The 21,440-nt window shown below is 60.3% G+C and carries 20 protein-coding genes and 1 pseudogene; 11 read left to right on the top strand and 10 right to left on the bottom strand.

The window, feature by feature from the left end:
* Nucleotides 1–23 precede the first annotated feature (23 nt).
* The 8 genes from rodA (at nt 24) to RHP74_RS27370 (ending at nt 7,647) form a co-directional block, all read left to right on the top strand.
* Nucleotides 24–1,127, top strand: coding sequence for a rod shape-determining protein RodA (gene rodA / locus RHP74_RS27405; protein WP_049870746.1), 1,104 nt, complete (start codon nt 24–26; stop codon nt 1,125–1,127).
* A 17-nt stretch (nt 1,128–1,144) separates the two neighbouring features.
* On the top strand, nt 1,145–2,155 hold the full coding sequence (mltB, locus tag RHP74_RS27400; protein ID WP_010467366.1) for a lytic murein transglycosylase B: 1,011 nt from the start codon (nt 1,145–1,147) through the stop codon (nt 2,153–2,155).
* A complete protein-coding gene (locus tag RHP74_RS27395) occupies nt 2,155–3,165 on the top strand; it encodes a septal ring lytic transglycosylase RlpA family protein (RefSeq protein ID WP_311096732.1) in 1,011 nt (336 codons plus the stop codon). The genes mltB and RHP74_RS27395 overlap by 1 nt, the downstream gene beginning before the upstream one ends.
* Nucleotides 3,166–3,346: 181 nt before the next feature.
* Nucleotides 3,347–4,504, top strand: coding sequence for a D-alanyl-D-alanine carboxypeptidase family protein (locus RHP74_RS27390; RefSeq protein ID WP_010467368.1), 1,158 nt, complete (start codon nt 3,347–3,349; stop codon nt 4,502–4,504).
* Between the two features lie 80 nt (nt 4,505–4,584).
* A complete protein-coding gene (locus tag RHP74_RS27385) occupies nt 4,585–4,860 on the top strand; it encodes a DUF493 domain-containing protein (RefSeq protein ID WP_010467369.1) in 276 nt (91 codons plus the stop codon).
* The gene (lipB, locus tag RHP74_RS27380; protein ID WP_010467370.1) at nt 4,860–5,507 is read left to right on the top strand and encodes a lipoyl(octanoyl) transferase LipB; all 648 of its coding nucleotides are present in this window, start codon (nt 4,860–4,862) and stop codon (nt 5,505–5,507) included. Before RHP74_RS27385 ends, lipB begins: the two co-directional genes overlap by 1 nt.
* 1 nt (nt 5,508) lies before the next feature.
* Nucleotides 5,509–6,534, top strand: coding sequence for a lipoyl synthase (gene lipA, locus RHP74_RS27375; RefSeq protein WP_010467371.1), 1,026 nt, complete (start codon nt 5,509–5,511; stop codon nt 6,532–6,534).
* A 162-nt stretch (nt 6,535–6,696) separates the two neighbouring features.
* Nucleotides 6,697–7,647, top strand: coding sequence for an LD-carboxypeptidase (locus RHP74_RS27370; protein WP_311096731.1), 951 nt, complete (start codon nt 6,697–6,699; stop codon nt 7,645–7,647).
* A gap of 93 nt (nt 7,648–7,740) precedes the next feature.
* Here the strand turns inward: RHP74_RS27370 and RHP74_RS27365 are convergent.
* From RHP74_RS27365 to leuS, 5 genes and pseudogenes are all read right to left on the bottom strand, one after another.
* Nucleotides 7,741–9,062 (bottom strand): annotated as a pseudogene (locus RHP74_RS27365) (lytic murein transglycosylase).
* A gap of 62 nt (nt 9,063–9,124) precedes the next feature.
* Nucleotides 9,125–9,289, bottom strand: a complete 165-nt coding sequence (gene arfA, locus RHP74_RS27360; RefSeq protein ID WP_003176285.1) for an alternative ribosome rescue factor ArfA — start codon at nt 9,287–9,289, stop codon at nt 9,125–9,127.
* Nucleotides 9,290–9,494: 205 nt separating this feature from the next.
* Nucleotides 9,495–10,532, bottom strand: coding sequence for a DNA polymerase III subunit delta (gene holA, locus RHP74_RS27355; protein WP_077749946.1), 1,038 nt, complete (start codon nt 10,530–10,532; stop codon nt 9,495–9,497).
* 39 nt (nt 10,533–10,571) lie between these two features.
* Nucleotides 10,572–11,177, bottom strand: coding sequence for an LPS assembly lipoprotein LptE (gene lptE, locus RHP74_RS27350; RefSeq protein ID WP_311096730.1), 606 nt, complete (start codon nt 11,175–11,177; stop codon nt 10,572–10,574).
* A gap of 89 nt (nt 11,178–11,266) precedes the next feature.
* A complete protein-coding gene (gene leuS, locus RHP74_RS27345) occupies nt 11,267–13,873 on the bottom strand; it encodes a leucine--tRNA ligase (RefSeq protein ID WP_010467376.1) in 2,607 nt (868 codons plus the stop codon).
* Between the two features lie 279 nt (nt 13,874–14,152).
* On the opposite strand from leuS, the gene RHP74_RS27340 reads away from it, so the two are divergent.
* Nucleotides 14,153–14,473, top strand: a complete 321-nt coding sequence (locus RHP74_RS27340; protein WP_010467377.1) for a hypothetical protein — start codon at nt 14,153–14,155, stop codon at nt 14,471–14,473.
* A 104-nt stretch (nt 14,474–14,577) separates the two neighbouring features.
* On the top strand, nt 14,578–15,336 hold the full coding sequence (locus tag RHP74_RS27335) for a YdcF family protein (protein WP_010467378.1): 759 nt from the start codon (nt 14,578–14,580) through the stop codon (nt 15,334–15,336).
* A gap of 140 nt (nt 15,337–15,476) precedes the next feature.
* Here RHP74_RS27335 and lnt read toward each other — a convergent pair whose 3' ends face one another.
* The 5 genes from lnt to miaB form a co-directional block, all read right to left on the bottom strand.
* Nucleotides 15,477–17,000, bottom strand: coding sequence for an apolipoprotein N-acyltransferase (gene lnt / locus RHP74_RS27330; RefSeq protein WP_077749950.1), 1,524 nt, complete (start codon nt 16,998–17,000; stop codon nt 15,477–15,479).
* Nucleotides 17,001–17,014: 14 nt separating this feature from the next.
* Nucleotides 17,015–17,854, bottom strand: coding sequence for an HlyC/CorC family transporter (locus RHP74_RS27325; RefSeq protein ID WP_010467380.1), 840 nt, complete (start codon nt 17,852–17,854; stop codon nt 17,015–17,017).
* Between the two features lie 5 nt (nt 17,855–17,859).
* A complete protein-coding gene (gene ybeY, locus RHP74_RS27320; protein ID WP_102594332.1) occupies nt 17,860–18,354 on the bottom strand; it encodes an rRNA maturation RNase YbeY in 495 nt (164 codons plus the stop codon).
* Complete coding sequence (locus RHP74_RS27315) at nt 18,347–19,351, bottom strand: PhoH family protein (RefSeq protein ID WP_010467382.1); 1,005 nt, start codon at nt 19,349–19,351, stop codon at nt 18,347–18,349. The genes ybeY and RHP74_RS27315 overlap by 8 nt, the downstream gene beginning before the upstream one ends.
* Nucleotides 19,352–19,557: 206 nt before the next feature.
* Nucleotides 19,558–20,886, bottom strand: coding sequence for a tRNA (N6-isopentenyl adenosine(37)-C2)-methylthiotransferase MiaB (gene miaB / locus RHP74_RS27310; protein ID WP_311096729.1), 1,329 nt, complete (start codon nt 20,884–20,886; stop codon nt 19,558–19,560).
* 134 nt (nt 20,887–21,020) lie between these two features.
* On the opposite strand from miaB, the gene RHP74_RS27305 reads away from it, so the two are divergent.
* Nucleotides 21,021–21,350, top strand: coding sequence for a DUF1820 family protein (locus RHP74_RS27305; RefSeq protein ID WP_007894425.1), 330 nt, complete (start codon nt 21,021–21,023; stop codon nt 21,348–21,350).
* Nucleotides 21,351–21,440 lie beyond the last annotated feature (90 nt).

The following is a 21,440-nucleotide window of genomic DNA, read 5'->3' as shown; positions in this document are numbered from 1 at the left end:
GCATCCTCTCCAGTGAGGATGTGATGCGTCGCCGTGCGACGCTGCTGCAACGCATGCACATCGACGGCCCGCTGCTGATCCTGCTGCTGACCCTCGCCGCCGGCAGTCTGTTCGTGCTGTATTCGGCCAGTGGCAAGAGCTGGGACCTGCTGGCCAAGCAAGCCACTTCGTTCGGCATCGGCCTGGTGTCGATGATCGTCATCGCCCAGTTCGAGCCGCGATTCATGGCGCGTTGGGTGCCGGTCGGTTACGTGATCGGCGTGCTGTTGCTGGTGGTGGTGGACGTCATGGGCCACAACGCCATGGGCGCCACGCGCTGGATCAATATCCCGGGGGTGATCCGTTTCCAGCCTTCGGAGTTCATGAAGATTCTGATGCCGGCGACCATCGCCTGGTACTTGTCCAAGCGCACCTTGCCGCCGCAGCTCAAGCATGTGGGGGTCAGTCTGTTCCTGATCGGCTTGCCCTTCATCCTGATCGTGCGTCAGCCGGACCTCGGCACTTCGCTGCTGATTCTCGCCGGTGGCGCCTTCGTCTTGTTCATGGGCGGGTTGCGCTGGCGCTGGATTCTCAGCGTGATTGCTGCCGCCGTGCCGGTGTCTGTGGCCATGTGGTACTTCGTGATGCACGACTACCAGAAGCAGCGCGTCCTGACGTTCCTTGATCCCGAGAGCGATCCGCTCGGCACCGGCTGGAACATCATTCAGTCGAAAGCCGCCATCGGTTCCGGCGGCGTGTTCGGCAAAGGCTGGCTGCTCGGCACTCAGTCGCACTTGGACTTCCTGCCGGAAAGCCACACCGACTTCATTATTGCGGTGATGGGCGAAGAATTCGGCCTGGTGGGCATCTGCGCACTGCTGTTGATTTACCTGTTGTTGATCGGTCGTGGGCTGGTGATAACCGCCCAGGCCCAGACATTGTTCGGAAAATTGCTCGCGGGCAGCCTGACCATGACGTTTTTTGTTTACGTTTTCGTCAACATCGGTATGGTCAGTGGCCTGTTGCCGGTCGTGGGGGTGCCGTTGCCGTTCATTAGCTACGGAGGAACTTCGCTGGTGACGCTGCTGTCAGCGTTTGGGGTTTTGATGTCGATCCATACCCATCGTAAGTGGATCGCACAGGTTTGAATAAGGTGAAGATGTCAATGCAAGTAATGCGCGGCTGGGCGACTCGATACGCGCCATGGGTCGGCCTGGTAAGCATCCTTGGCACAACGCAGGACGCGTTGGCCGGCGATTACGAAGGTTCACCCCAGGTGGCCGAATTCGTCGGTGAAATGACCCGCGACTACGGTTTTGCCGGTGAACAGCTGATGGGCGTGTTCCGCGAAGCCGAGCGCAAGCAGTCGATTCTGGACGCGATCTCGAAACCCGCCGAGCGGGTCAAGCAGTGGAACGAATATCGCCCGATGTTCATCACCGACGCGCGCATCGCCCGTGGTGTGGACTTCTGGCGTCAGCACGAAGCGGTACTGGCCCGTGCCGAGCAGGAATATGGCGTGCCGGCTCAGGTTATCGTCTCGATCATCGGGGTTGAGACCTTTTTCGGCCGCAATACCGGCAATTTCCGGGTAATCGACGCTTTATCCACCCTGGGTTTCGACTATCCTCCCCGTGCCGAATTCTTCCGCAAGGAGTTGCGTGAGTTCCTGTTGCTGGCCCGTGAGGAGCAGGTCGATCCGCTGACTCTCAAAGGCTCTTACGCCGGCGCCATGGGTTTGCCGCAGTTCATGCCGAGCAGCTTTCGCGCCTATGCGGTGGACTTCGACGGTGACGGCCACATTAATATCTGGACCAACCCGGACGATGCCATCGGCAGCGTCGCCAGTTATTTCAAGCGTCACGGCTGGGTCGCCGGCGAGCCGGTGGTCAGTCGCGCCGATGTGCGTGGCGAGCAAGTGGATGAAGGTTTGACGACAGGCATCGAGCCGACTAAAACGGTCGGGGAGTTGCGAGCCTTGGGCTGGTCGAGTCATGATGCGCTGCGCGATGATATGCCGGTCACGGCTTTCCGCCTGGAAGGTGACAATGGCCCGGAGTACTGGATGGGCCTGAAGAATTTTTACGCAATCACGCGATATAACCGCAGCGTGATGTACGCCATGGCGGTACATCAACTGTCTGAACAGCTGGTCCAAGCACGGGGCGTCAAGTAATGCGGGCATTGCCTATGAATAAACCCCTGAAGCTGATGGCATTCGCCGCGTTGGCGGTGCTGGTCGCCAGTTGTTCGACCAGCCGCGCGCCGACGCAAAAGCCTTCAACGGCCGTGCGCGCAACGCCTGGCCTGGACATCAACCGGGCGCACAAAGACGGCGCGCCATGGTGGGACGTCGACGTATCGCGCATCCCGGATGCCACGCCGACCCTGCACTCCGGTCCTTACAAAGCCAATCCTTACACCGTGCTGGGCAAGACTTACTTTCCGCTGCAAGAATCCAAGACCTACGTCGCCTCGGGCACGGCGTCCTGGTACGGCACCAAATTCCACGGTCAGAACACCGCCAATGGCGAGGTGTACGACCTGTACGGCATGAGTGCCGCCCACAAGACATTGCCACTGCCGAGTTACGTCCGGGTGACCAACCTGGACAACCACAAGAGCGTGATCCTGCGGGTCAACGACCGCGGGCCGTTCTACTCGGACCGCATCATCGACTTGTCCTACGCCGCCGCGAAAAAACTCGGTTACGCCGAAACCGGCACCGCACGGGTGAAGGTCGAGGGTATCGATCCGCAACAGTGGTGGGCACAAAAGGGCCGTCCGGCGCCTTTGATGCTCAACGAACCGCAAGTAGCGCAAAATGCCGCGCCGACGATTACCGCTTCGGCGGGCACCGTCGAGAAATGGACGCCACCGCCGCAGCAACACGCGGCGGCCGTGGTGCCCGTGCAGATTGATGCAAAAAAAAACGCTTCTGTACCAGCCTCTGGCCAGTATCTGCAGGTGGGCGCGTTCGCCAACCCGGACGCTGCAGAACTCCTGAGATCGAAGCTCAGCGGGATGGTGAGCGCTCCGGTGTTCATCAGCTCGATCGTGCGTAATCAACAGACGCTGCATCGGGTGCGCCTGGGGCCGATCGGTTCGCCGGGTGAAATCCAGCAAGTGCAGAACAGTGTGCGCCTGGCCAATCTCGGTTCGCCGAGCGTGGTCACCGCCGAATAATACGTAGTACTTGATTGACGGTTCGCTTGCGGTTTGGGGGGTGGACCTGGTTGTTGGCTCGTTGAAGAACAAAAGCCCGGCAAGGGTTCTGAGTGAGCAACTGAACACGCGATGGCCCGTTAGAAGGCCATCTGATTAGTTTTGCCTTCGGGCAGTTTCCATTAGCGATTTCGAGAAACGGATGAACATCACCACCTTTGCCAAACGCCTGTGTCTGCTAGTCCCGCTGCTCCTCTCGCCTGCCGCGTTCGCGGTCGAGATGATGCCGTCGCCACCACAACTGGCCGCTAAATCCTACGTACTCATGGACGCCAGCAGCGGTAACGTGCTGGTCGAGAACAACGGTGACCAGCGTCTGCCACCGGCCAGCCTGACCAAGCTGATGACCGCGTACATCGCGACCCTGGAAATCCGTCGTGGCCAGATCGGTGAAAACGATCCGGTGACCGTCAGCGAAAACGCCTGGCGTACCGGCGGTTCGCGGATGTTCATTAAGGTGGGTTCGCAAGTCACTGTCAGCGACCTGCTGCACGGCATCATCATCCAGTCGGGTAACGACGCCAGTGTTGCGCTCGCCGAGCACATCGCCGGCAGCGAAGACGCGTTCGCCGACATGATGAACAAAACCGTGGCCGATCTGGGCATGACCAACAGCCACTTCATGAACCCGACCGGTCTGCCGAACCCTGAGCACTACTCGTCGGCTCACGATATGGCGGTGCTGGCTCGCGCGATCATCCACGAAGACCCGGCTCACTATGCGATCTACTCGCAGAAAGAGTTCTTCTGGAACGGCATCAAGCAGCCTAACCGCAACCTGCTGCTGTGGCGTGACAAGACCGTCGACGGTCTGAAAACCGGTCACACCGACGAAGCCGGCTACTGCATGGTGTCTTCGGCCGTACGTGATGGCATGCGCCTGATCGCCGTGGTGTTCGGCACCAACAGCGAAGTGGCCCGTGCTTCTGAAACCCAGAAGCTGCTGACCTACGGTTTCCGCTTCTTCGAAACCCAGACCTTCTATCAGAAAGGTGCCGAGCTGGCTCAGGCCCCTGTCTGGAAAGGCAGCACCAATCAAGTCAAGGCCGGCCTGGCTGAAGACCTGACCATGACCCTGCCAAAAGGCCAGCTGAAAAAGCTCGCCGCCAGCATGACCATGAACCCGCAACTGGTTGCGCCTATCGCCAAGGGCGACGTAATCGGTAAAGTCGAAGTGAAACTGGACGACAAAGTGGTGCATAGCGCCGACCTGATCGCCCTGGACGCTGTCGAGGAGGGTGGTATCTTCCGCCGCATGTGGGATAGCATCCGTCTATTCTTCTACGGCTTGTTCAACTGAATTAGTGTGGACTTGCATGGCCCCGTTCCAATCCGGAGCGGGGCCATGTCCGTTGCCACGGCTTACGAGGCCGTTACGCCATGACAGATACCGAAGTAAAGGCGCCAAAGATCGAATTTCCTTCCAATGATTACCCGATCAAAGTGATCGGCGACACCATTGTGGACATCAAGCAAAAGATCATCGATATCGTTAAGAAGCACGCAACGATCAACGATGAAAGGGTGGACGAACGCCAGAGCAGCAACGGCAAGTACACCACCATCCAGTTGCACATCATCGCCACCGGTCAAGACCAGCTGTACGACATCAACAGCGAACTGCGGGCTACCGGTTTCGTGCACATGGTGCTGTGATGTCTGGCACGCTGGGCTTTCGCGAGCTCGGCCAGATGGCTTACGAGCCGGTCTGGCATGCCATGCAACGCTTCACCAACGAACGTGGCAGCAATGCCGCGGACGAGATCTGGCTGGTCGAACACCCGCCGGTGTTCACCCAGGGCCAGGCCGGCAAGGCCGAGCACTTGCTGCTGCCGGGGGATATCCCGGTGGTGCAGGTCGATCGCGGTGGTCAGGTGACTTACCACGGTCCCGGCCAGTTGGTGGCCTACCTGTTGCTCGACGTGCGCAAACTGGGTTTCGGCGTGCGTGACCTGGTCACCCGCATGGAACACTGCCTGATCGAGCTGCTGGCCAGCTATGGCGTGACCGCAGCGGCCAAGCCTGATGCGCCGGGTGTCTATGTCAATGGGGCGAAAATCGCCTCCCTGGGTCTGCGGATCCGCCACGGTTGTTCCTTTCATGGCCTGGCCCTGAACGTGGACATGAACCTGGAACCGTTTCGACGGATTAATCCCTGCGGCTACGCCGGGCTGGCGATGACCCAGCTGAGCGATCACGCAGGATCGATTGAATTTGCCGAGGTAAGTGCCCGGCTGCGCGCGCAGCTCGTCAAACACCTCGACTATGCTGAGCAGACGACCCTAACGGGCGGAATCGACTGATATGACTACTGATGCAGTGCAAACCATGATCCCGACGCTGGATGTTACCGAGCGTCCGGCCCCGCGTGCCAAGGTTGAAGCCGGCGTCAAGCTGCGCGGCGCCGAGAAGGTTGCACGTATCCCGGTAAAGATCATTCCGACCACCGAACTGCCGAAAAAACCTGACTGGATCCGCGTGCGCATCCCGGTTTCGCCGGAAGTCGACCGCATCAAGGCCCTGCTGCGCAAACACAAGCTGCACAGCGTGTGCGAAGAGGCGTCCTGCCCGAACCTCGGCGAGTGCTTCTCCGGCGGCACCGCGACCTTCATGATCATGGGCGACATCTGCACCCGTCGCTGCCCGTTCTGCGACGTTGGCCACGGTCGTCCGAAGCCTCTGGACGTCAATGAGCCGGAAAGCCTGGCCATCGCCATCGCCGACCTGAAACTCAAGTACGTGGTGATCACCTCGGTCGACCGCGACGACCTGCGTGACGGCGGTGCCCAGCACTTTGCCGACTGCATCCGCGAGATTCGCAAACTGTCGCCGAACGTGCAGCTCGAAACTCTGGTCCCGGACTACCGCGGCCGCATGGACGTTGCGCTGGAAATCACCGCCGCCGAGCCACCGGATGTGTTCAACCACAACCTGGAAACCGTGCCGCGCCTGTACAAGGCTGCGCGTCCGGGTTCGGATTACCAGTGGTCGCTGACCCTGCTGCAACGCTTCAAGCAGATGATGCCGCACATTCCGACCAAGTCCGGCCTGATGCTGGGCCTGGGCGAAACCGACGAAGAAGTCATCGAAGTCATGAAGCGCATGCGCGAACACGACATCGACATGCTGACACTGGGCCAATACCTGCAACCGTCGCGCAGTCACTTGCCGGTGGAGCGTTTTGTGCATCCGGATACCTTCGCCTGGTTCGCCGAGGAAGGCTACAAAATGGGCTTCAAAAACGTCGCTTCCGGCCCGTTGGTGCGTTCCTCGTACCACGCCGACGAGCAGGCGAAGCTGGTCAAAGCTGAATTGATGTCGTCTCTGTAATAAAGCGCCCGTAAGGCTTTTCAGCCTTGCGGGCGTTTTTGTTGGCCGTGCCTACGGCCGCAACCGTCTTTTCCTGCAACCTGCGGGGCGATTGATCCTCTTCTGTTTGTCCCCGTTCCTGACTACTGTGTGCTGAAGCTTTTCACGCAGGGAGATTCATGGATGACTGTTCGACCGACCCACACGCTGTTTCCTCACTCAGCCGTTCCGGCCTTGCCCTCGGAAGGGCTGATCGGCGTGATTGCGCCCGCCGGGCCTGCCGGGCTGGACACCGATAAAGCCGTTGCCTGGATGCGCGCTCGCGGTTATGCGCTGCGGATATTTCCCGGGGTGTACGAACAGGATGGCTACCTGGCCGGCAGCGACGACGTGCGGCTCAATGACTTGCACGCCGCGTTCTCCGACACGGAAGTCGACGCGATCATTTGCCTGCGGGGCGGTTACGGTACGCCGCGTCTGCTCGATCGCATCGATTTCGAATTGCTGCAAAACAACGCCAAGCCGTTTATCGGCTACAGCGACATCACTGCGCTGCACGTGGCGATCAGCCGTTACGCCGGTTTTGTGACCTTTCATGGTCCGCTGCTTAATGCCGATTTGCTGGGCGAGAAGCAAAAACCGACCGAGTCTTCGTTTTTCAACATGCTCAGAGGGCAGGTGAAGGCGGGCAGTGTGCTTTCGCACCCGGTGGCCTGGCCGCTGACCACGATCGAGCCCGGCATCGCTCACGGCCGGTTGCTGGGGGGCAATCTGTCGATGATTGCCGCAACCATGGGCACGCCATTTGAGATGGAGGCTGAAGGCGTCATTCTTTTCATTGAGGACATCAACGAACCGCTGTATCGCATCGACCGCTTGCTGACTCATCTGCGCCTGGCCGGCACGCTGGGCAAGTTGCGCGGCGTGCTGGTGGGCGATGTGGCTGGGGTTGATACGTTTGCGCTGGAGCGGTTGTTCAAGCAGACGTTCGAGCCGTTGCGGATACCGGTGTTGGCAGGGTGGCGCAGCGGGCATTGCGATCCGAACCTGACGTTGCCGATGGGCGCGCTGGTTCGGCTGGATGCGGGGAAGAAGGAATTGGTGTTGGAACAGGATGTGGTCGTCAAGCGGTAGTGCGATAGCGCCTGTCAGTAAGTCTTCGCGGGTAAACCTCTCTCCTGCAGGATGGTGTGATCCCGTAGGAGTGAGGCTTGCCCGCGAAGCTTTTTAGCGGTTACGCAGGCCTTCAAGCAACTTGTGCGTCGGATACCCATCCGCCGGCCAGCCAAACGACTGTTGTGCACTGCGGATCGCCTTGCGAGTGTTCGCGCCGATGATCCCGTCAGCCGTGCCCGCATCGTAATTCTGCGCACTCAGCAGGCTTTGCAGTTCGATTCGCTCAGTGCGGCTCAACGGCAAGTCATCTTTTGGCCAGGTGCCGTTGATCAGGCCGCCACCACTGAAGCGCTCGGACAACAGGCTCACCGCCAATGCATAAGACGACGAGTTGTTGTACTTGAGGATTGCGCGAAGTTGTCGAGCACCAGGAACGCCGGGCCACGATAACCGGCCGGCAGCAGCAGGGCGGCGGACAGGTGTTCGGAACCTGCCGGAACCTGGGCGCCATTAGGCAGCGAGACCCCCAACTGTTGCCATTCGGCGACGCTCTTGCGAATCGTGCCGTCGGCCAGGACGTAGTTGAAACTGCCTGGTAGCTGCACTTCAAAGCCCCACGGTTGACCTTTCTGCCAGCCGGAGCTTTGCAGATAGTGCGCCGTCGAGGCCAGCGCATCGGCCGGGCTGCCCCAGATGTCGCGGCGGCCGTCACCGTCGAAATCCACGGCGTGGGTGTTGTAGGTGGTCGGGATGAACTGGGTCTGACCCATGGCGCCGGCCCAGGAACCGAGCATTTTCTCCGGTTCGATATCGCCTTGTTGCAGGATTTGCAGGGCGGCGATCAGTTGCGCATGAGCAAAGCCCGGACGCCGGCCTTCGTAGGCCAGGGTCGCCAGGGAGTTGATCACTGACTTGTTGCCCTGGAACTGCCCGAAATTACTCTCCATGCCCCACACCGACACCAAGGCCTGGCGATCAACGCCGTAGCGCTGCTCGATGCTTTGCAGAATGTCAGCGTATTGGCCGACCAGCGCCTGACCTTTGCGTACCCGCAGCGGCGACAGGGCGCCGTCGAGGTATTCCCACACCGGGCGGGAGAACTCGGGTTGGCTGCGATCGGCGCGGATCACGCTGGTGTCGAGGCTGACATTGGCGAAGGCGCGGTCGAAGAGATCGGCGCGGATGCCGGCGGTTAGCGCGTCTTTGCGGAAACCCGCCTGCCATTCGGCGAAGGTCTGGGTGGGCTGGAGGTCGAGGTTTTCACCGGTCGGCACCACGGGCGGAATGACCGCAGGGGCTGTCGATACGGGAAGGGGCTGAAGCGGCTGGGCGTCGGCGGCGGTCGGTTTTTCCGCGCAGGCGACAAGCAAAATGAGGCTGGAGGCAGCGATCAGTTGGCGCAGGGGCCAACGACGGGAAATACAAAGGGGCATGCACAGGTCCAGGGAATACGAATCAGGTGCAGACCTTAACATGTTGAGCGATGGCTTGCCTTTCAGGCCGCCAGAAAGTAAGAAGCCTCCCAGCTATTAGACTGGAAGGCTTCGCGGCGGTAGCTGCCTTTGCCCTTGCCGGCTCGTTCCTGACGGCTGCGGAACAGTGGCTGGGCGATGATGGATTTGGCCTTGTTGGGGCCATGCTTGGATGGCTTTTTACTCATGATCAGATCTCTCGATTGAGTGGGTTTTGCGGGGGAAATAATCTGCTGAAGTTGGGGTTCTGTCTAGTCCCCACATTGCGTAGGCAATGATATCTGTGGCGAGGGAGCTTGCTCCCGTTGGACTGCGCAGCGGTCCCCTGCTTTCAGGGATAAGCGGGGTCGCTTCGCAACCCAGCGGGAGCAAGCTCCCTCGCCACAAAAAACCTTACTCCGCAGGCAACGTCAGCCGTTGGCCCGCCATCAGCAAAGACAACCGACTCAAACTCATCCACGGTGACCCGGCAGCCTGACCCTTGATCTGCGCATCAATCCGCTGCGCTTCCAGCAACAACTGCGCCCAGCGTTGTGCCGGATAGCGTTGCAGGGCTTTGCTCATCAGCGGTTTGCGCTTGTCCCAGACCGGCGGTCGAGCCTGGCTGAAGGCTTTGTCCAGCGGCACACCCTGGCTGTATTGCAGCGAAAGGTTGGCCAGCAGACGCAGCTCCCGGGCCAGCGCCCAGAGAATCACCGGTGGCTCGACGCCTTCACCTCGTAACCCTTCGAGGATGCGCAGGGCATGGGCGGCTTCGCCGTTGAGAATCGCGTCGGTCAGGCCAAACACATCGAAGCGCGCACTGTCGGCCACTGCTGCTTGCACGGTTTCGACGGTGATCTGTCCACCTTCGGCCATCAGCTTGAGTTTTTCGATTTCCTGGGCGGCGGCCAGCAGGTTGCCCTCGACCCGCGCGGCAATCAGTTCCACGGCGTCCTGGCTGGCGGAAAGCCCGGCCTGGGACAACCGTTGACGAATCCAGCTCGGCAACTGGTTGGCATCCACCGGCCAGATCTGCACGAACTGCGTCTGCTGCCCTTCGACCAGCGCCTTGCCCCACTTGGTCTTCTGTGCACTGCCATCCAGCTTGGGCAGGCTGATCAGCAGCACCGTGTCTTCGGCCGGGCGCGAGCAGTACTCGATGAAGGCAGCGGCGCCTTTGTCACCGGGTTTGCCGGATGGCAAGCGCAGCTCCAGCAGGCGCTTTTCAGCGAACAGCGACATGCTTGCACCGGCTTGCAGCAACGTCCCCCAGTCGAAACTGGCGTCGGCGGCGAAGACCTGGCGTTCGTCGAAACCCTGTTGGCGAGCGGCGGCACGAATGGCGTCGGCGGCTTCCTGGCACAGCAGCGGGTCATCGCCGCTGATGACGTAGACCGGCGCGAGGGCACCTTGCAGGTGTTTGGCGAGTTGGGCGGGGGCGAGTTTCATAAGAAAGGGCGAACGGGGCGCCTGGGCGCCCCGTAAGTCTTATTGCTGCGGGATTTCGATAGGCGACTGACGCGGGGTTTCCGCTTCAGCTTTCTGCGCCGCTTCCAGTGCCTGGGCTTCGGCTTTTGCCTTGGCGTCGGCGGTCTGTTGCAACTGATCCAACTGAGTCGGCGTGAGTTGTGACAGGCGCAGCATCATGCGTTGAACCAACTCGCGACGGGTTTCTGTGCGAGCCGTATTGGCTTCCTGGTCGGAACCCACCAGGTTGTTGCCGTCGTGGATGAAGATCTTCTGCACTTCGAGCTTGTCGCTCAGCAGCGGCAGGCCTTGCGCACCCCGGATGTCGTAGTTCAGCACGGTGCTCACCTGATACTCGCCAGTACGGCCGGCACCGGCGTAGCTGAGAATGCGCTGGCTTTCCTGCTCATCCGTCAACACAAGCTTGTACGGCGCTCCGGCGTAAACCTTGACGCCGCTGCTTTGCAATACCTGACGCAATTGCGTCACGGTTTCGCCGTAGGCGTTGCGGGCGCTCAGATCGAGCTCCCTGATCGCCATTTCATTGGTGCCGGTGCCGCGCAGCTGGAACCCGCAGGCGCTCAACAGGACCGCGAGGCCCATCACCAGCAAATTGCGTTTGATCATCTTGTTGCTCCCCTTGAAACCATGTGGGCCGATCGTGCGGCCCGAAAGGTTTTACTCGGCGCCAGGCTCACCTGGCGCCTGATCCAATTTTAGCTGGCGACGATATTGACCAGTTTCCCGGGCACTACAATCACTTTACGAATAGTCAGGCCGTCGACGAAGCGCAGCACGTTCTCGTTGACCCGGGCAGCGGCTTCGACTTCTTCGCGAGTCGCGGTCGCCGGCATTTCGATCTGGCCGCGCAGCTTGCCGTTGACCTGGATGACCAGCGTCAGGCTGTCCTGCACCAGCGCGGTTTCGTCCACCACCGGCCAACCGGCGTCGATCACCGGGCCAGCGTGACCCAGTTGATGCCAGAGCTCGTGGCTGATGTGCGGGGTGATCGGAGCCAGCAGCAACGTCACGGCTTCCAGACCTTCGTGAACCAGTGCGCGATCCTGTTCGGTGCCTTGCGCGGCTTTCTCCAGCACGTTCATCAGCGTCATCACCTGGGCGATGGCGGTGTTGAATTTGTGGTTCTGGCCGACATCGTGGCTGGCCTGCTTGATGGCCAGGTGGATCGAACGACGAATGGCTTTCTGCTCGTCGTTCAGGCTGGCGACGTCCAGTTTGCCCGGCAAACCCTGAGTGACATGGGCTTGAGCCAGGCGCCAGACGCGCTTGAGGAAACGGTGCGAACCCTCGACGCCAGAGTCGGACCATTCCGCGCTCATGTCAGGTGGCGAGGCGAACATCATGAACAGACGGCAGGTGTCGGCGCCGAACTGGTCGATCATCGACTGTGGGTCGACGCCGTTGTTCTTCGACTTGGCCATCTTCTCGGTGCCGCCGATTTCCACCGGCAGACCGTCTGCAATCAGCTTGGCGCTGATGACCTTGGCCTTGCTGTCGCGTTCGAGTTCGACGTCCGCCGGGTTGAACCAGGTGTAAGCACCGTTGGCTTCACGACGGTAGTAAGTCTCGGCGATCACCATGCCCTGGGTCAGCAGGTTCTTGAACGGCTCGTTGGAGCTCACCAGGCCTTCGTCGCGCATCAACTTGTGGAAGAAACGCGCGTACAGCAGGTGAAGAATGGCATGTTCGATACCGCCGATGTACTGATCCACCGGTAACCAGTGGTCGGCCGCCGATTTTTCAACCAGACCGCCTTCATAGTGTGGCGAGGCGTAACGGGCGTAGTACCACGAGGACTCGACGAAGGTGTCCATGGTGTCGGTTTCACGCTTGGCCGGTGCGCCACATTTCGGGCAAGCGCACTCGTAGAACTCAGGCATGCGCGCCAATGGCGAGCCCGCGCCGTCCGGCACCACGTCTTCCGGCAGTACCACAGGCAATTGATCTTCCGGGACCGGCACATCACCGCAGGTGGTGCAGTGGATGATCGGGATCGGGCAGCCCCAGTAGCGCTGACGGCTGATGCCCCAGTCGCGCAGGCGGAACTGGGTGCGCGAGGCACCGAGGTTTTTCTTGATCAGCGCCACTTCAATGGCGTCGAACGCGCCAGCGAAGTCGAGGCCGTCGAACTCGCCGGAGTTGATCAGCGTGCCGTGCTCGCCGTAGGCGTCCTGCCATGGAGCCGGGTTGGTATCACCTACACTGGTGCGCACCACGGACTTGATCGGCAGGTTGTACTTGGTGGCGAACTCGAAATCACGTTCGTCGTGAGCCGGAACCGCCATCACCGCGCCATCGCCGTAGTGCATCAGCACATAGTTGGCGACCCACACCGGGAGCTTCTCACCGGTCAGCGGGTGCTCGACGAACAGCGAGGTCGGCAGGCCTTTTTTCTCTTGGGTGGCGACGTCGGCTTCGGCAACACTGCCGCCTTTGCATTCAGCGATGAACGCTTGCAGCTCAGGGTTGTTCTGCGCGGCCAGGGTGGCCAGCGGGTGTTCGGCGGCCACGGCGACGTAAGTCGCGCCCATCAGGGTGTCTGGACGGGTGGTGAAGACTTTAAGCGCGCCGGTTTCGCCGATGGAATCGACGTGGTACGGGAACTGCACTTCCATGCCGCGGGATTTGCCGATCCAGTTGCGCTGCATGGTCTTGACCTGTTCAGGCCAGCCCGTCAGTTCGTCGAGGCTCTCCAGCAGCTCATCCGCGTAGGCGGTGATCTTGAAGTAGTACATCGGGATTTCGCGCTTCTCGATCAGCGCGCCGGAACGCCAGCCGCGACCGTCGATCACCTGTTCGTTGGCCAGGACGGTCTGGTCGACCGGGTCCCAGTTCACGGTGCCGCTTTTCTTGTAGATCACGCCTTTTTCGAACAGGCGAGTGAACAGCCATTGTTCCCAGCGGTAGTAATCAGGCTTGCAGGTGGTGACTTCGCGAGACCAGTCCACCGCGAGGCCCAGGCTGCGCAGCTGGGTTTTCATGTAGGCGATGTTTTCGTAGGTCCACTTGGCGGGCGCTACGTTGTTCTTCATCGCGGCGTTTTCCGCCGGCATGCCGAAGGCGTCCCAACCCATGGGTTGCAGGACGTTCTTGCCTTGCATGCGCTGGTAGCGGGAGATCACGTCGCCGATGGTGTAGTTGCGCACGTGCCCCATGTGTAGCTTGCCGCTGGGGTAAGGGAACATCGACAGGCAGTAGAACGTCTCCTTGCCTGGCTGTTCACTGACTTCAAAGGACTTTTGCTCGTCCCAGAACGATTGGGCGGCGGCTTCGATTTCACGGGGCTGATATTGTTCGTGCATGGCTACTTTTGAACTGAATAGGGGTGGCCTAATCCTCTTCAATGCAACGCTGGACGGTGACGACGCCAAATCGACGTTTCAGTGCCCGAACGAGCTGGAAGTGGAGTTACAGGAAGCGCCGTAGCATACATGACCGCACTCTACCGAGGGAAACCCTGATTACTGCCGCGCGTCTTGCGAAAACTGCCGCGAGGGCCGTTGGTCGCGGCATCCAGCCGGTTTGTTCATGGAAGCTAAGCTCTAAATGGGGAGCGAGTCTTATCTTCAATGAGGTGAGGGATGGTTGAGTCACAGCAAAAAGTCACGAAACCGCAGCTGTACGAAAGACTGATCGATCGTCTGGGGATGGCCCTGGACGCTGCAAAAACCGCTGACCGGCTACGCGATGAGCGTCCCCTGGAGCTGGAACTGCGTGGTTTGAGCCCCGCAGAGTTTGCACTGGTCAAAGCCTATCTGGATCGCAGTGAACGTGAGACGCACGGATGCTTGTCTGCAGCAGTGAAGCAACTCGACGCACCACGTTCGGCCAAGATCATCTGGCTCAAGGACAAGGCACCTGGCAGGGACGCGGAAAAGGTCCGGTCTCTGCAATTCAAATAACGGCTGCAAGCCATTACCCATGTTTTTTAAAGCATAGTCCTTCCGCATTTGTTGTCGCATTGCGTCAACCCACTTAGGCTTCGGGCATCTTATGGAGATGCTCGATGCCTTTTCGTTATTTCGTGAAACAACTTCTGTTGCCTCCCGGCATTCTTTTGCTGCTGTTGATGCTCGCGTGGTGGTTGCGCCGCTCAAGGCCGCGGCTTGCGGGTGTGTGCTTTGCCTTGGGGTTCGGCGGCTTCCTGTTAATGAGTTTGCCGGTGGTGGTGCAGTGGGGCGCCAAGGCCCTGGAAAGTGAGCCGCCACTGGCGCGCGAGGAATGGGCCACCCTGAGTCAGCGTGCGGATGCGATTGTGGTGTTGGGTTCGGGGCGTGAGCGGGGCGATATTGCCTGGGGGGCTGATCAGCCGACGGGCGTAGGTCTTGAGCGCGAACGGTATGCGGCACGCCTGGCCAAGGCCTCCGGGTTGCCCATTCTTACCAGCGGCGGCCTGCATTACGGTACGCCGCCGACCGAAGCGAAGTTGATGGCGGATTCATTGCTTGATGATTTTGGCGTCACCGTGCGCTGGCAGGAAGGGCGCAGCCGCACGACGTGGGAGAACGCGCAGTTCAGCGCCGAGGTGTTGCTGCCGCAGGGAATCAAACGGGTGGTGGTGGTGACGCAGGCCTGGCACATGCCGCGATCAGTCTGGAGCTTTCAGCAGGCGGGATTTGAAGTGGTGCCGGCACCGGTGGGCTTTTTAGGCGTGGACAACGCCCGGCCACTGGGCGGCTGGATGCCGGAATTCAAGTCGATCTGGCAGAGCGGGCAGTTGCTGAATGAGGCGGTGGGGCAGATCGGGTATTCAATGTTTTACTGATGACCTGTGGCGAGGGAGCTTGCTCCCGCCGGGCTGCGAAGCAGCCCTGAGTCCGGCTAATCCATTTCTGGCTGACAAAGCGCATTAGCCGGTATTGCGGCTGCTGCGCAGCCGAGCGGGAGCAAGCTCCCTCGCCAGAGTCAGACGGTCTTGGCCATCCGGTTCGCCACCAGTGCCCAGCCAAACAACAACACACAAACGATGATCAGCGGCCACGAGCGCCATTGCAGGTAAGGCGTCAGGTTGTGCATCGGCACGACTTCGCCGTACAGGATGCCGCGTTCGAACTGCGGGATCTGCACCGTGATCTGCCCGAACGGGTTGATCAGGCCGGTGACGCCGTTGTTGGTGGCGCGGATCATCCAGCGGCCCGCCTCCAGTGCGCGCATCTGCGCCATCTGCAAATGTTGCAGCGGGCCGATGGAGGTGCCGAACCAGGTGTCGTTGCTGATGGTCAGCAGCAATTCACTGCGGGCCGCCAGGCTGGCGGCGAATTCCGGGTAGACCACTTCGTAGCAGATGAACGGCGCGATCTGATAACCCTTGGCTTGCAGCATCGGCTGGTCAGCCGGGCCACGGGCAAAGTCGGACATCGGCAGGTCGAAGAACGCGATCAGCCCACGCAGTACTTCCTGCAACGGAACATATTCGCCAAACGGCACCAGCTTCTGCTTGAGATAAGTGCCGTCGCCTTCACCGAGGACGGTGATGCCGTTGAAGAAGCGCTTCTCGTGTCGGACTTCCTGACGGATCGGTACGCCGGTAATCAGCGCAGATTTACGCTCGGCGGCGAAATTCCCCATCATGTTCAGGTAGCCCTCGGCGGACTCCTTGAGCACCGGGACGGCTGTTTCCGGCCAGATCAGCAGGTCGACCCGTTTGGAGCTGAAACTCATGTCGCGGTACAGCGCCAGCTGCGCGTTGAGCTGCGCCGGGTCCCACTTCATGCTTTGTTCGATATTGCCCTGAAGGGCGGCAACGCTCAGCGCCGGGCCCGCCGGGCTGGTCCAGGCGTGTTCCTTCAGCGCCATGCCGGCCACCCAGGGGCCGACCAGCAGCAATACGCCAGCGGCGATGAAACCTTTACGGCCCGTGCGCACCAGGCGCATGGCGTTATAGATCAGCGCCGCCGTCAGGGCCAGGGTGAAGGAAATCAGCCACATTCCGCCGACGGGTGCGAGCCCCGCCAATGGGCCGTCGAGCTGGCTGTAACCGGAATAGAGCCATGGGAAACCGGTGAGAAACCAGCCACGAAAAGCTTCCTGGCCAACCCACAGCGCGGCAAACGCCAAGGCATCGGCCAGCGGCGCTTCGTTGCGACGCAGCCAGCGCGCCCAGATCCAGGCGGGCAGGGCGAAGAACCAGGCAATCGCGGCCGTGAAGATCAGCATCAGGAAACCGGCCAGCAGCACTGACGCGCCGCCGAAGTGGTGAATGCTGTAATAGATCCAGCTGGTACCCGCGCCAAACAAGCCAAAACCGAAACACCAGCCACGGCCCAGGGCCTGGCGGGGACTCAGTTCGCGCAAGCCGGCATAGAAGAACCCGACCGCCAGCAATGCCAACGGCCAGATATCGAACGGCGCCAGGGCCAGGGTGGTGAGTGCACCGGCCGCCACGGCCAGCAGGTTACCGGGCCAGCCGGGGCGGGTCATACGATGCATTTCAATCCTTGGATTTATCGGGCGATAGGGGTCAGGCGCAGCAAGTGAATCCGACGGCTGTCGGCGTTCAGGATGCGGAAGCGATAAGGGCCGATTTCAGTGATTTCGTTGCGTTTTGGCAAGTGTCCGAACGCGCTCATCACCAGGCCGCCAACGGTGTCGAACTCGTCGTCGGAGAATTCGCTGTCGAAGAACTCGTTGAAGTTCTCGATCGGCGTCAGGGCCTTGATCAGGAAGTCACCGCTGGGCAGCGGCTTGATGTAGCTGTCTTCTTCGACGTCGTGCTCGTCTTCGATGTCGCCGACGATCTGTTCCAGCACATCCTCAATGGTCACCAGGCCTGCGACACCGCCGTATTCGTCAATGACGATGGCCATGTGATTGTGGTTGGCGCGGAACTCGCGCAGCAGCACATTCAGGCGCTTGGACTCGGGCACGAAGGTCGCCGGACGCAGCAGGTCCCTGATGTTGAAGCTGTCACCGTTCTCCTTGAGGATCAGCGGCAGCAAGTCCTTGGCCAGCAACACGCCCATCACATCATCGTGGCTTTCGCCGATGACCGGGTAGCGGGAGTGGGCCGAGTCGACCACGGCAGGCAGGAACTCGCGAGGTGTCTGGGTCGCCTTGATGCTGATCATCTGCGAGCGCGGGACCATGATGTCCCGTACTTGCAGGTCAGCGACCTGGATGGCGCCTTCGACGATGGCCAGCGCTTCGCTGTCCAACAGTTTGTTCTGGTGTGCGTCGCGCAGCAGCTCCAGCAGCTCCTGGCGGTTCTTCGGCTCGTGGGCAAAAGCCTGGGTGAGCTTACCCAGCCAAGACTTTTGCCCGTTGCTCGATCGATCTTCGCTCATAGCGATTACTCTGAATCCTTTGTTGTAACGATAGGGGTTGTGTCTGTTTCGTCGTCCGCATAAGGGTCGGGAAAGCCCAACTCGGCAAGCAACGTTCGTTCCAGTGCTTCCATTTCTTCGGCTTCGTCATCATCTATATGGTCGTAACCCAGCAGATGCAAGCAGCCATGAATCACCAGATGCGCCCAATGGGCCTTTAGTTCCTTGCCCTGTTCGGCGGCTTCGCGCTCGACCACGGCCACGCAGATCACCAGATCGCCCAGCAGCGGGATGTCGAGAAACTCGTCAGGCACATCGGCCGGAAACGACAGGACGTTGGTGGCGTAATTCTTTTGCCGCCAGGTGTGGTTCAGCTCGCGGGCCTCTTCGTCATCGACCAGGCGAATGGTCATTTCAGAGTCGGCAGTGCGCTGGCGCAGAGCCAGTTCGCACCATTGGCGGAACTCGGCTTCGCTGGGTGCCGGCGCCTGGGTAGCCAGTTGCAGATCAAGCTCAAGCATCGCGGCGACTGTCCTTTGGTGTTTCGTCTGCCGCGCGATTCTCGAAGCGCTCGTAGGCTTCGACGATGCGTTGCACCAATGGATGGCGCACAACGTCCTTGGGCATGAAATGGGTGAAGCTGATACCCGGCACGTCTTTGAGTACTTCAATCACATGGTGCAGCCCGGACTTGGTGCCTTTCGGCAGGTCGACCTGGGTGATGTCACCGGTGATGACGGCCGTGGAGCCGAAGCCGATCCGGGTCAGGAACATCTTCATCTGCTCGACGGTGGTGTTCTGGCTTTCGTCGAGGATGATGAAACTGTTGTTCAGCGTGCGACCGCGCATGTAGGCCAGTGGCGCAACTTCGATCACCTGGCGTTCGATGAGCTTGGCGACGTGTTCGAAGCCGAGCATCTCGTAGAGTGCGTCGTAGAGCGGGCGCAGGTATGGGTCGATCTTTTGCGACAGGTCGCCGGGCAGGAAGCCAAGCTTCTCGCCCGCTTCAACCGCCGGACGCACCAGCAGGATGCGGCGAATCTGCTCGCGTTCCAGCGCGTCTACCGCGCAGGCAACGGCCAGATAGGTCTTGCCGGTACCGGCCGGGCCGATGCCGAAATTGATGTCGTTACCGAGGATTTCCTTCACGTAGCGCAGCTGATTCAAGCCGCGAGGGCGAATCATGCCTTTTTTGGTGCGCAGGGCGACGGAGGGTTCGGACGGGGAGACGTTGTCCAGCTCTTCGACGGCCGATTCCTGCAGGAACAGGTGAACCGTGTCCGGCGACAGCTCTGTACCTTTGGTTTCCCGATACAGACGACGAATCAGATTTTCCGCGGAGGTGGTGTGTTTGGGCTCGCCGATCAGCTCGAACTGGTTTCCGCGGTTGCGGATCTCGATGGTCAGGCGCTGTTCGATCAAGCGCAGATGCTCGTCGAATTGCCCGCACAGATTGGCGAAGCGACGGGCCTCAAAGGGCTCGAGGATAAAACGATGTGGTTCTATGGGTGCGTTCAAGGTCGTATTTAGCCGCCCTGGGGCAATTAAGATGAAATCAAGGATAACGCCAGTGGGCTGGGTGCGAAAGCTCTTAAATAATCCAGCGCCAAACACCGGCCCTGTAGGAGCGAAACTTGCCCGCGAAGGCGGTATTTCAGACGACTCATGTGGTGAGTGTCAGTCCGCCTTCGCGGGCAAGCCTCGTTCCTACAGGTTTTACGGTGTTACGAAATCAGCGAGCCCCGCAGCGAGTGCGGCTGTGCGGCGTCGATGTGCACGTCGGCGAACTGGCCGATCAAGGTCGGATTGTCGCAGCGGAAGTTGACGATCCGGTTATTCTCGGTCCGGCCTTGCAGTTCGCCGGGGTCTTTTTTCGAATAATCCGTGACCAGAATCCGCTGGATCGAGCCGACCATTTGTCGGCTGATCTCGAAACCTTGCTGGTTCAAGCGATGTTGCAGCGCGTTCAACCGTTCTTTCTTCAGTTCTTCCGGCGTCTCGTCGGCCAGATCCGCAGCCGGGGTGCCAGGGCGCTGGCTGTAGACGAACGAGTAGGAGAAGTCGAAACCGACGTCTTCGATCAGCTTCATGGTCTGTTCGAAGTCTTTCTCGGTCTCGCCCGGGAAGCCGACGATGAAGTCCGAACTGATGCAGATCCCTGGGACAGCTGCCCGCAGCTTGCGCAGTTTGGATTTGTATTCCAGCGCGGTGTGGTTGCGTTTCATCGCCGAGAGAATGCGGTCCGAGCCCGATTGCACCGGCAAGTGCAGGTGTTTTACCAGTTCCGGCACGTCGGCGTGGGCCTGGATCAGGCTGTCGGAGAACTCCAGCGGGTGCGAGGTGGTGTAGCGAATCCGGTCGATGCCATCGACGGCGGCCACCACACGAATCAGCTCGGCCAGATCGGCAAAACGTCCGTCGTGCGTGGTCCCGCGATAGCCGTTGACGTTCTGGCCCAGCAGCGTCACTTCGCGCACGCCGTTTTCGGCCAGGTGCATGATCTCGGCAATGACGTCATCAAACGGCCGACTGACTTCTTCACCGCGGGTATAAGGCACCACGCAGAAGGTGCAGTATTTGCTGCAGCCTTCCATGACCGACACATAAGCGCTCGGGCCATCGATACGCGGCTCGGGCAGATGGTCGAATTTTTCAATTTCCGGGAACGAGACGTCGACTTGCGGCAGCTTGGTGGCGCGCGCGGCGTCGATCATTTCCGGCAGGCGGTGCAGGGTTTGCGGGCCGAACACCACGTCCACATACGGCGCGCGATCGCGAATGGCCGCGCCTTCCTGGCTGGCCACGCAGCCGCCGACGGCGATCACCATGTCCGGGTTGGCCAGTTTCAGTTCGCGCCAGCGGCCGAGCTGGGAGTACACCCGGTCCTGGGCGCGTTCACGAATGGAGCAGGTGTTGAGCAGGATCACGTCGGCGTCTTCAGCGCGAGCGGTCACTTCCAGGGCCTGATGTTCACCCAGCAGATCGACCATGCGCGAGCTGTCGTACTCGTTCATCTGGCAACCGTGGGTTTCGATGTAAAGCTTCTTGGCCATGGACAGTGTCATCACGTGATTCAAAGAACCGCGCATTATAGGGAACATGTCCCAAGGTTCCTACAGCTGTGCGTCCGGCGGCTATGCTATAGTTCGCGCCCTCATTTTTATCCCCTATGTGTTGCCCGCCCACCATGACCAAACGTGAAGCCCCAATCTACAAGGTGATTTTCCTCAACCAGGGCCAGGTGTACGAAATGTATGCCAAGCAGATCTATCAAAGTGATCTGTGGGGCTTCCTGGAAGTGGAAGAGTTCGTCTTTGGCGAGCGCACGCAAGTGGTCGTCGACCCGAGCGAAGAGAAGTTGAAAGCTCAGTTCGAAGGCGTGGTGCGCAGTTTTGTTCCGATGCATTCGATTGTGCGCATCGACGAAGTGGAACGCCTCGGCACACCGAAAATCAGCGAAGCCCGCGGCGCGGTCGGCAATGTCATGCCGTTTCCGATGCCGATGCCTGAGAAGTAAGCAGGAAAGCTTTTGAAATGAACTGGGTTGTTTGTGGCGAGGGAGCTTGCTCCCGCTGGGGCGCGAAGCGGCCCTAAACTCTGCAAACAC

Origin of the sequence: Pseudomonas sp. SG20052, assembly GCF_031766055.1 — a bacterium.
Taxonomy (GTDB): domain Bacteria; phylum Pseudomonadota; class Gammaproteobacteria; order Pseudomonadales; family Pseudomonadaceae; genus Aquipseudomonas; species Aquipseudomonas mandelii.
This window is presented reverse-complemented; position numbering and strand designations above follow the sequence as displayed.

Excerpts from the sequence above, each read along its gene's own strand:
- rodA (WP_049870746.1), top strand. The coding sequence starts at position 24 with ATGCGTCGCCGTGCGACGCTGCTGCAACGCATGCACATCGACGGCCCG.
- mltB (WP_010467366.1), top strand. The coding sequence starts at position 1,145 with ATGCAAGTAATGCGCGGCTGGGCGACTCGATACGCGCCATGGGTCGGC.
- RHP74_RS27395 (WP_311096732.1), top strand. The coding sequence starts at position 2,155 with ATGCGGGCATTGCCTATGAATAAACCCCTGAAGCTGATGGCATTCGCC.
- RHP74_RS27390 (WP_010467368.1), top strand. The coding sequence starts at position 3,347 with ATGAACATCACCACCTTTGCCAAACGCCTGTGTCTGCTAGTCCCGCTG.
- RHP74_RS27385 (WP_010467369.1), top strand. The coding sequence starts at position 4,585 with ATGACAGATACCGAAGTAAAGGCGCCAAAGATCGAATTTCCTTCCAAT.
- lipB (WP_010467370.1), top strand. The coding sequence starts at position 4,860 with ATGTCTGGCACGCTGGGCTTTCGCGAGCTCGGCCAGATGGCTTACGAG.
- lipA (WP_010467371.1), top strand. The coding sequence starts at position 5,509 with ATGACTACTGATGCAGTGCAAACCATGATCCCGACGCTGGATGTTACC.
- RHP74_RS27370 (WP_311096731.1), top strand. The coding sequence starts at position 6,697 with ATGACTGTTCGACCGACCCACACGCTGTTTCCTCACTCAGCCGTTCCG.
- arfA (WP_003176285.1), bottom strand. The coding sequence starts at position 9,289 with ATGAGTAAAAAGCCATCCAAGCATGGCCCCAACAAGGCCAAATCCATC.
- holA (WP_077749946.1), bottom strand. The coding sequence starts at position 10,532 with ATGAAACTCGCCCCCGCCCAACTCGCCAAACACCTGCAAGGTGCCCTC.
- lptE (WP_311096730.1), bottom strand. The coding sequence starts at position 11,177 with ATGATCAAACGCAATTTGCTGGTGATGGGCCTCGCGGTCCTGTTGAGC.
- leuS (WP_010467376.1), bottom strand. The coding sequence starts at position 13,873 with ATGCACGAACAATATCAGCCCCGTGAAATCGAAGCCGCCGCCCAATCG.
- RHP74_RS27340 (WP_010467377.1), top strand. The coding sequence starts at position 14,153 with ATGGTTGAGTCACAGCAAAAAGTCACGAAACCGCAGCTGTACGAAAGA.
- RHP74_RS27335 (WP_010467378.1), top strand. The coding sequence starts at position 14,578 with ATGCCTTTTCGTTATTTCGTGAAACAACTTCTGTTGCCTCCCGGCATT.
- lnt (WP_077749950.1), bottom strand. The coding sequence starts at position 17,000 with ATGCATCGTATGACCCGCCCCGGCTGGCCCGGTAACCTGCTGGCCGTG.
- RHP74_RS27325 (WP_010467380.1), bottom strand. The coding sequence starts at position 17,854 with ATGAGCGAAGATCGATCGAGCAACGGGCAAAAGTCTTGGCTGGGTAAG.
- ybeY (WP_102594332.1), bottom strand. The coding sequence starts at position 18,354 with ATGCTTGAGCTTGATCTGCAACTGGCTACCCAGGCGCCGGCACCCAGC.
- miaB (WP_311096729.1), bottom strand. The coding sequence starts at position 20,886 with ATGGCCAAGAAGCTTTACATCGAAACCCACGGTTGCCAGATGAACGAG.
- RHP74_RS27305 (WP_007894425.1), top strand. The coding sequence starts at position 21,021 with ATGACCAAACGTGAAGCCCCAATCTACAAGGTGATTTTCCTCAACCAG.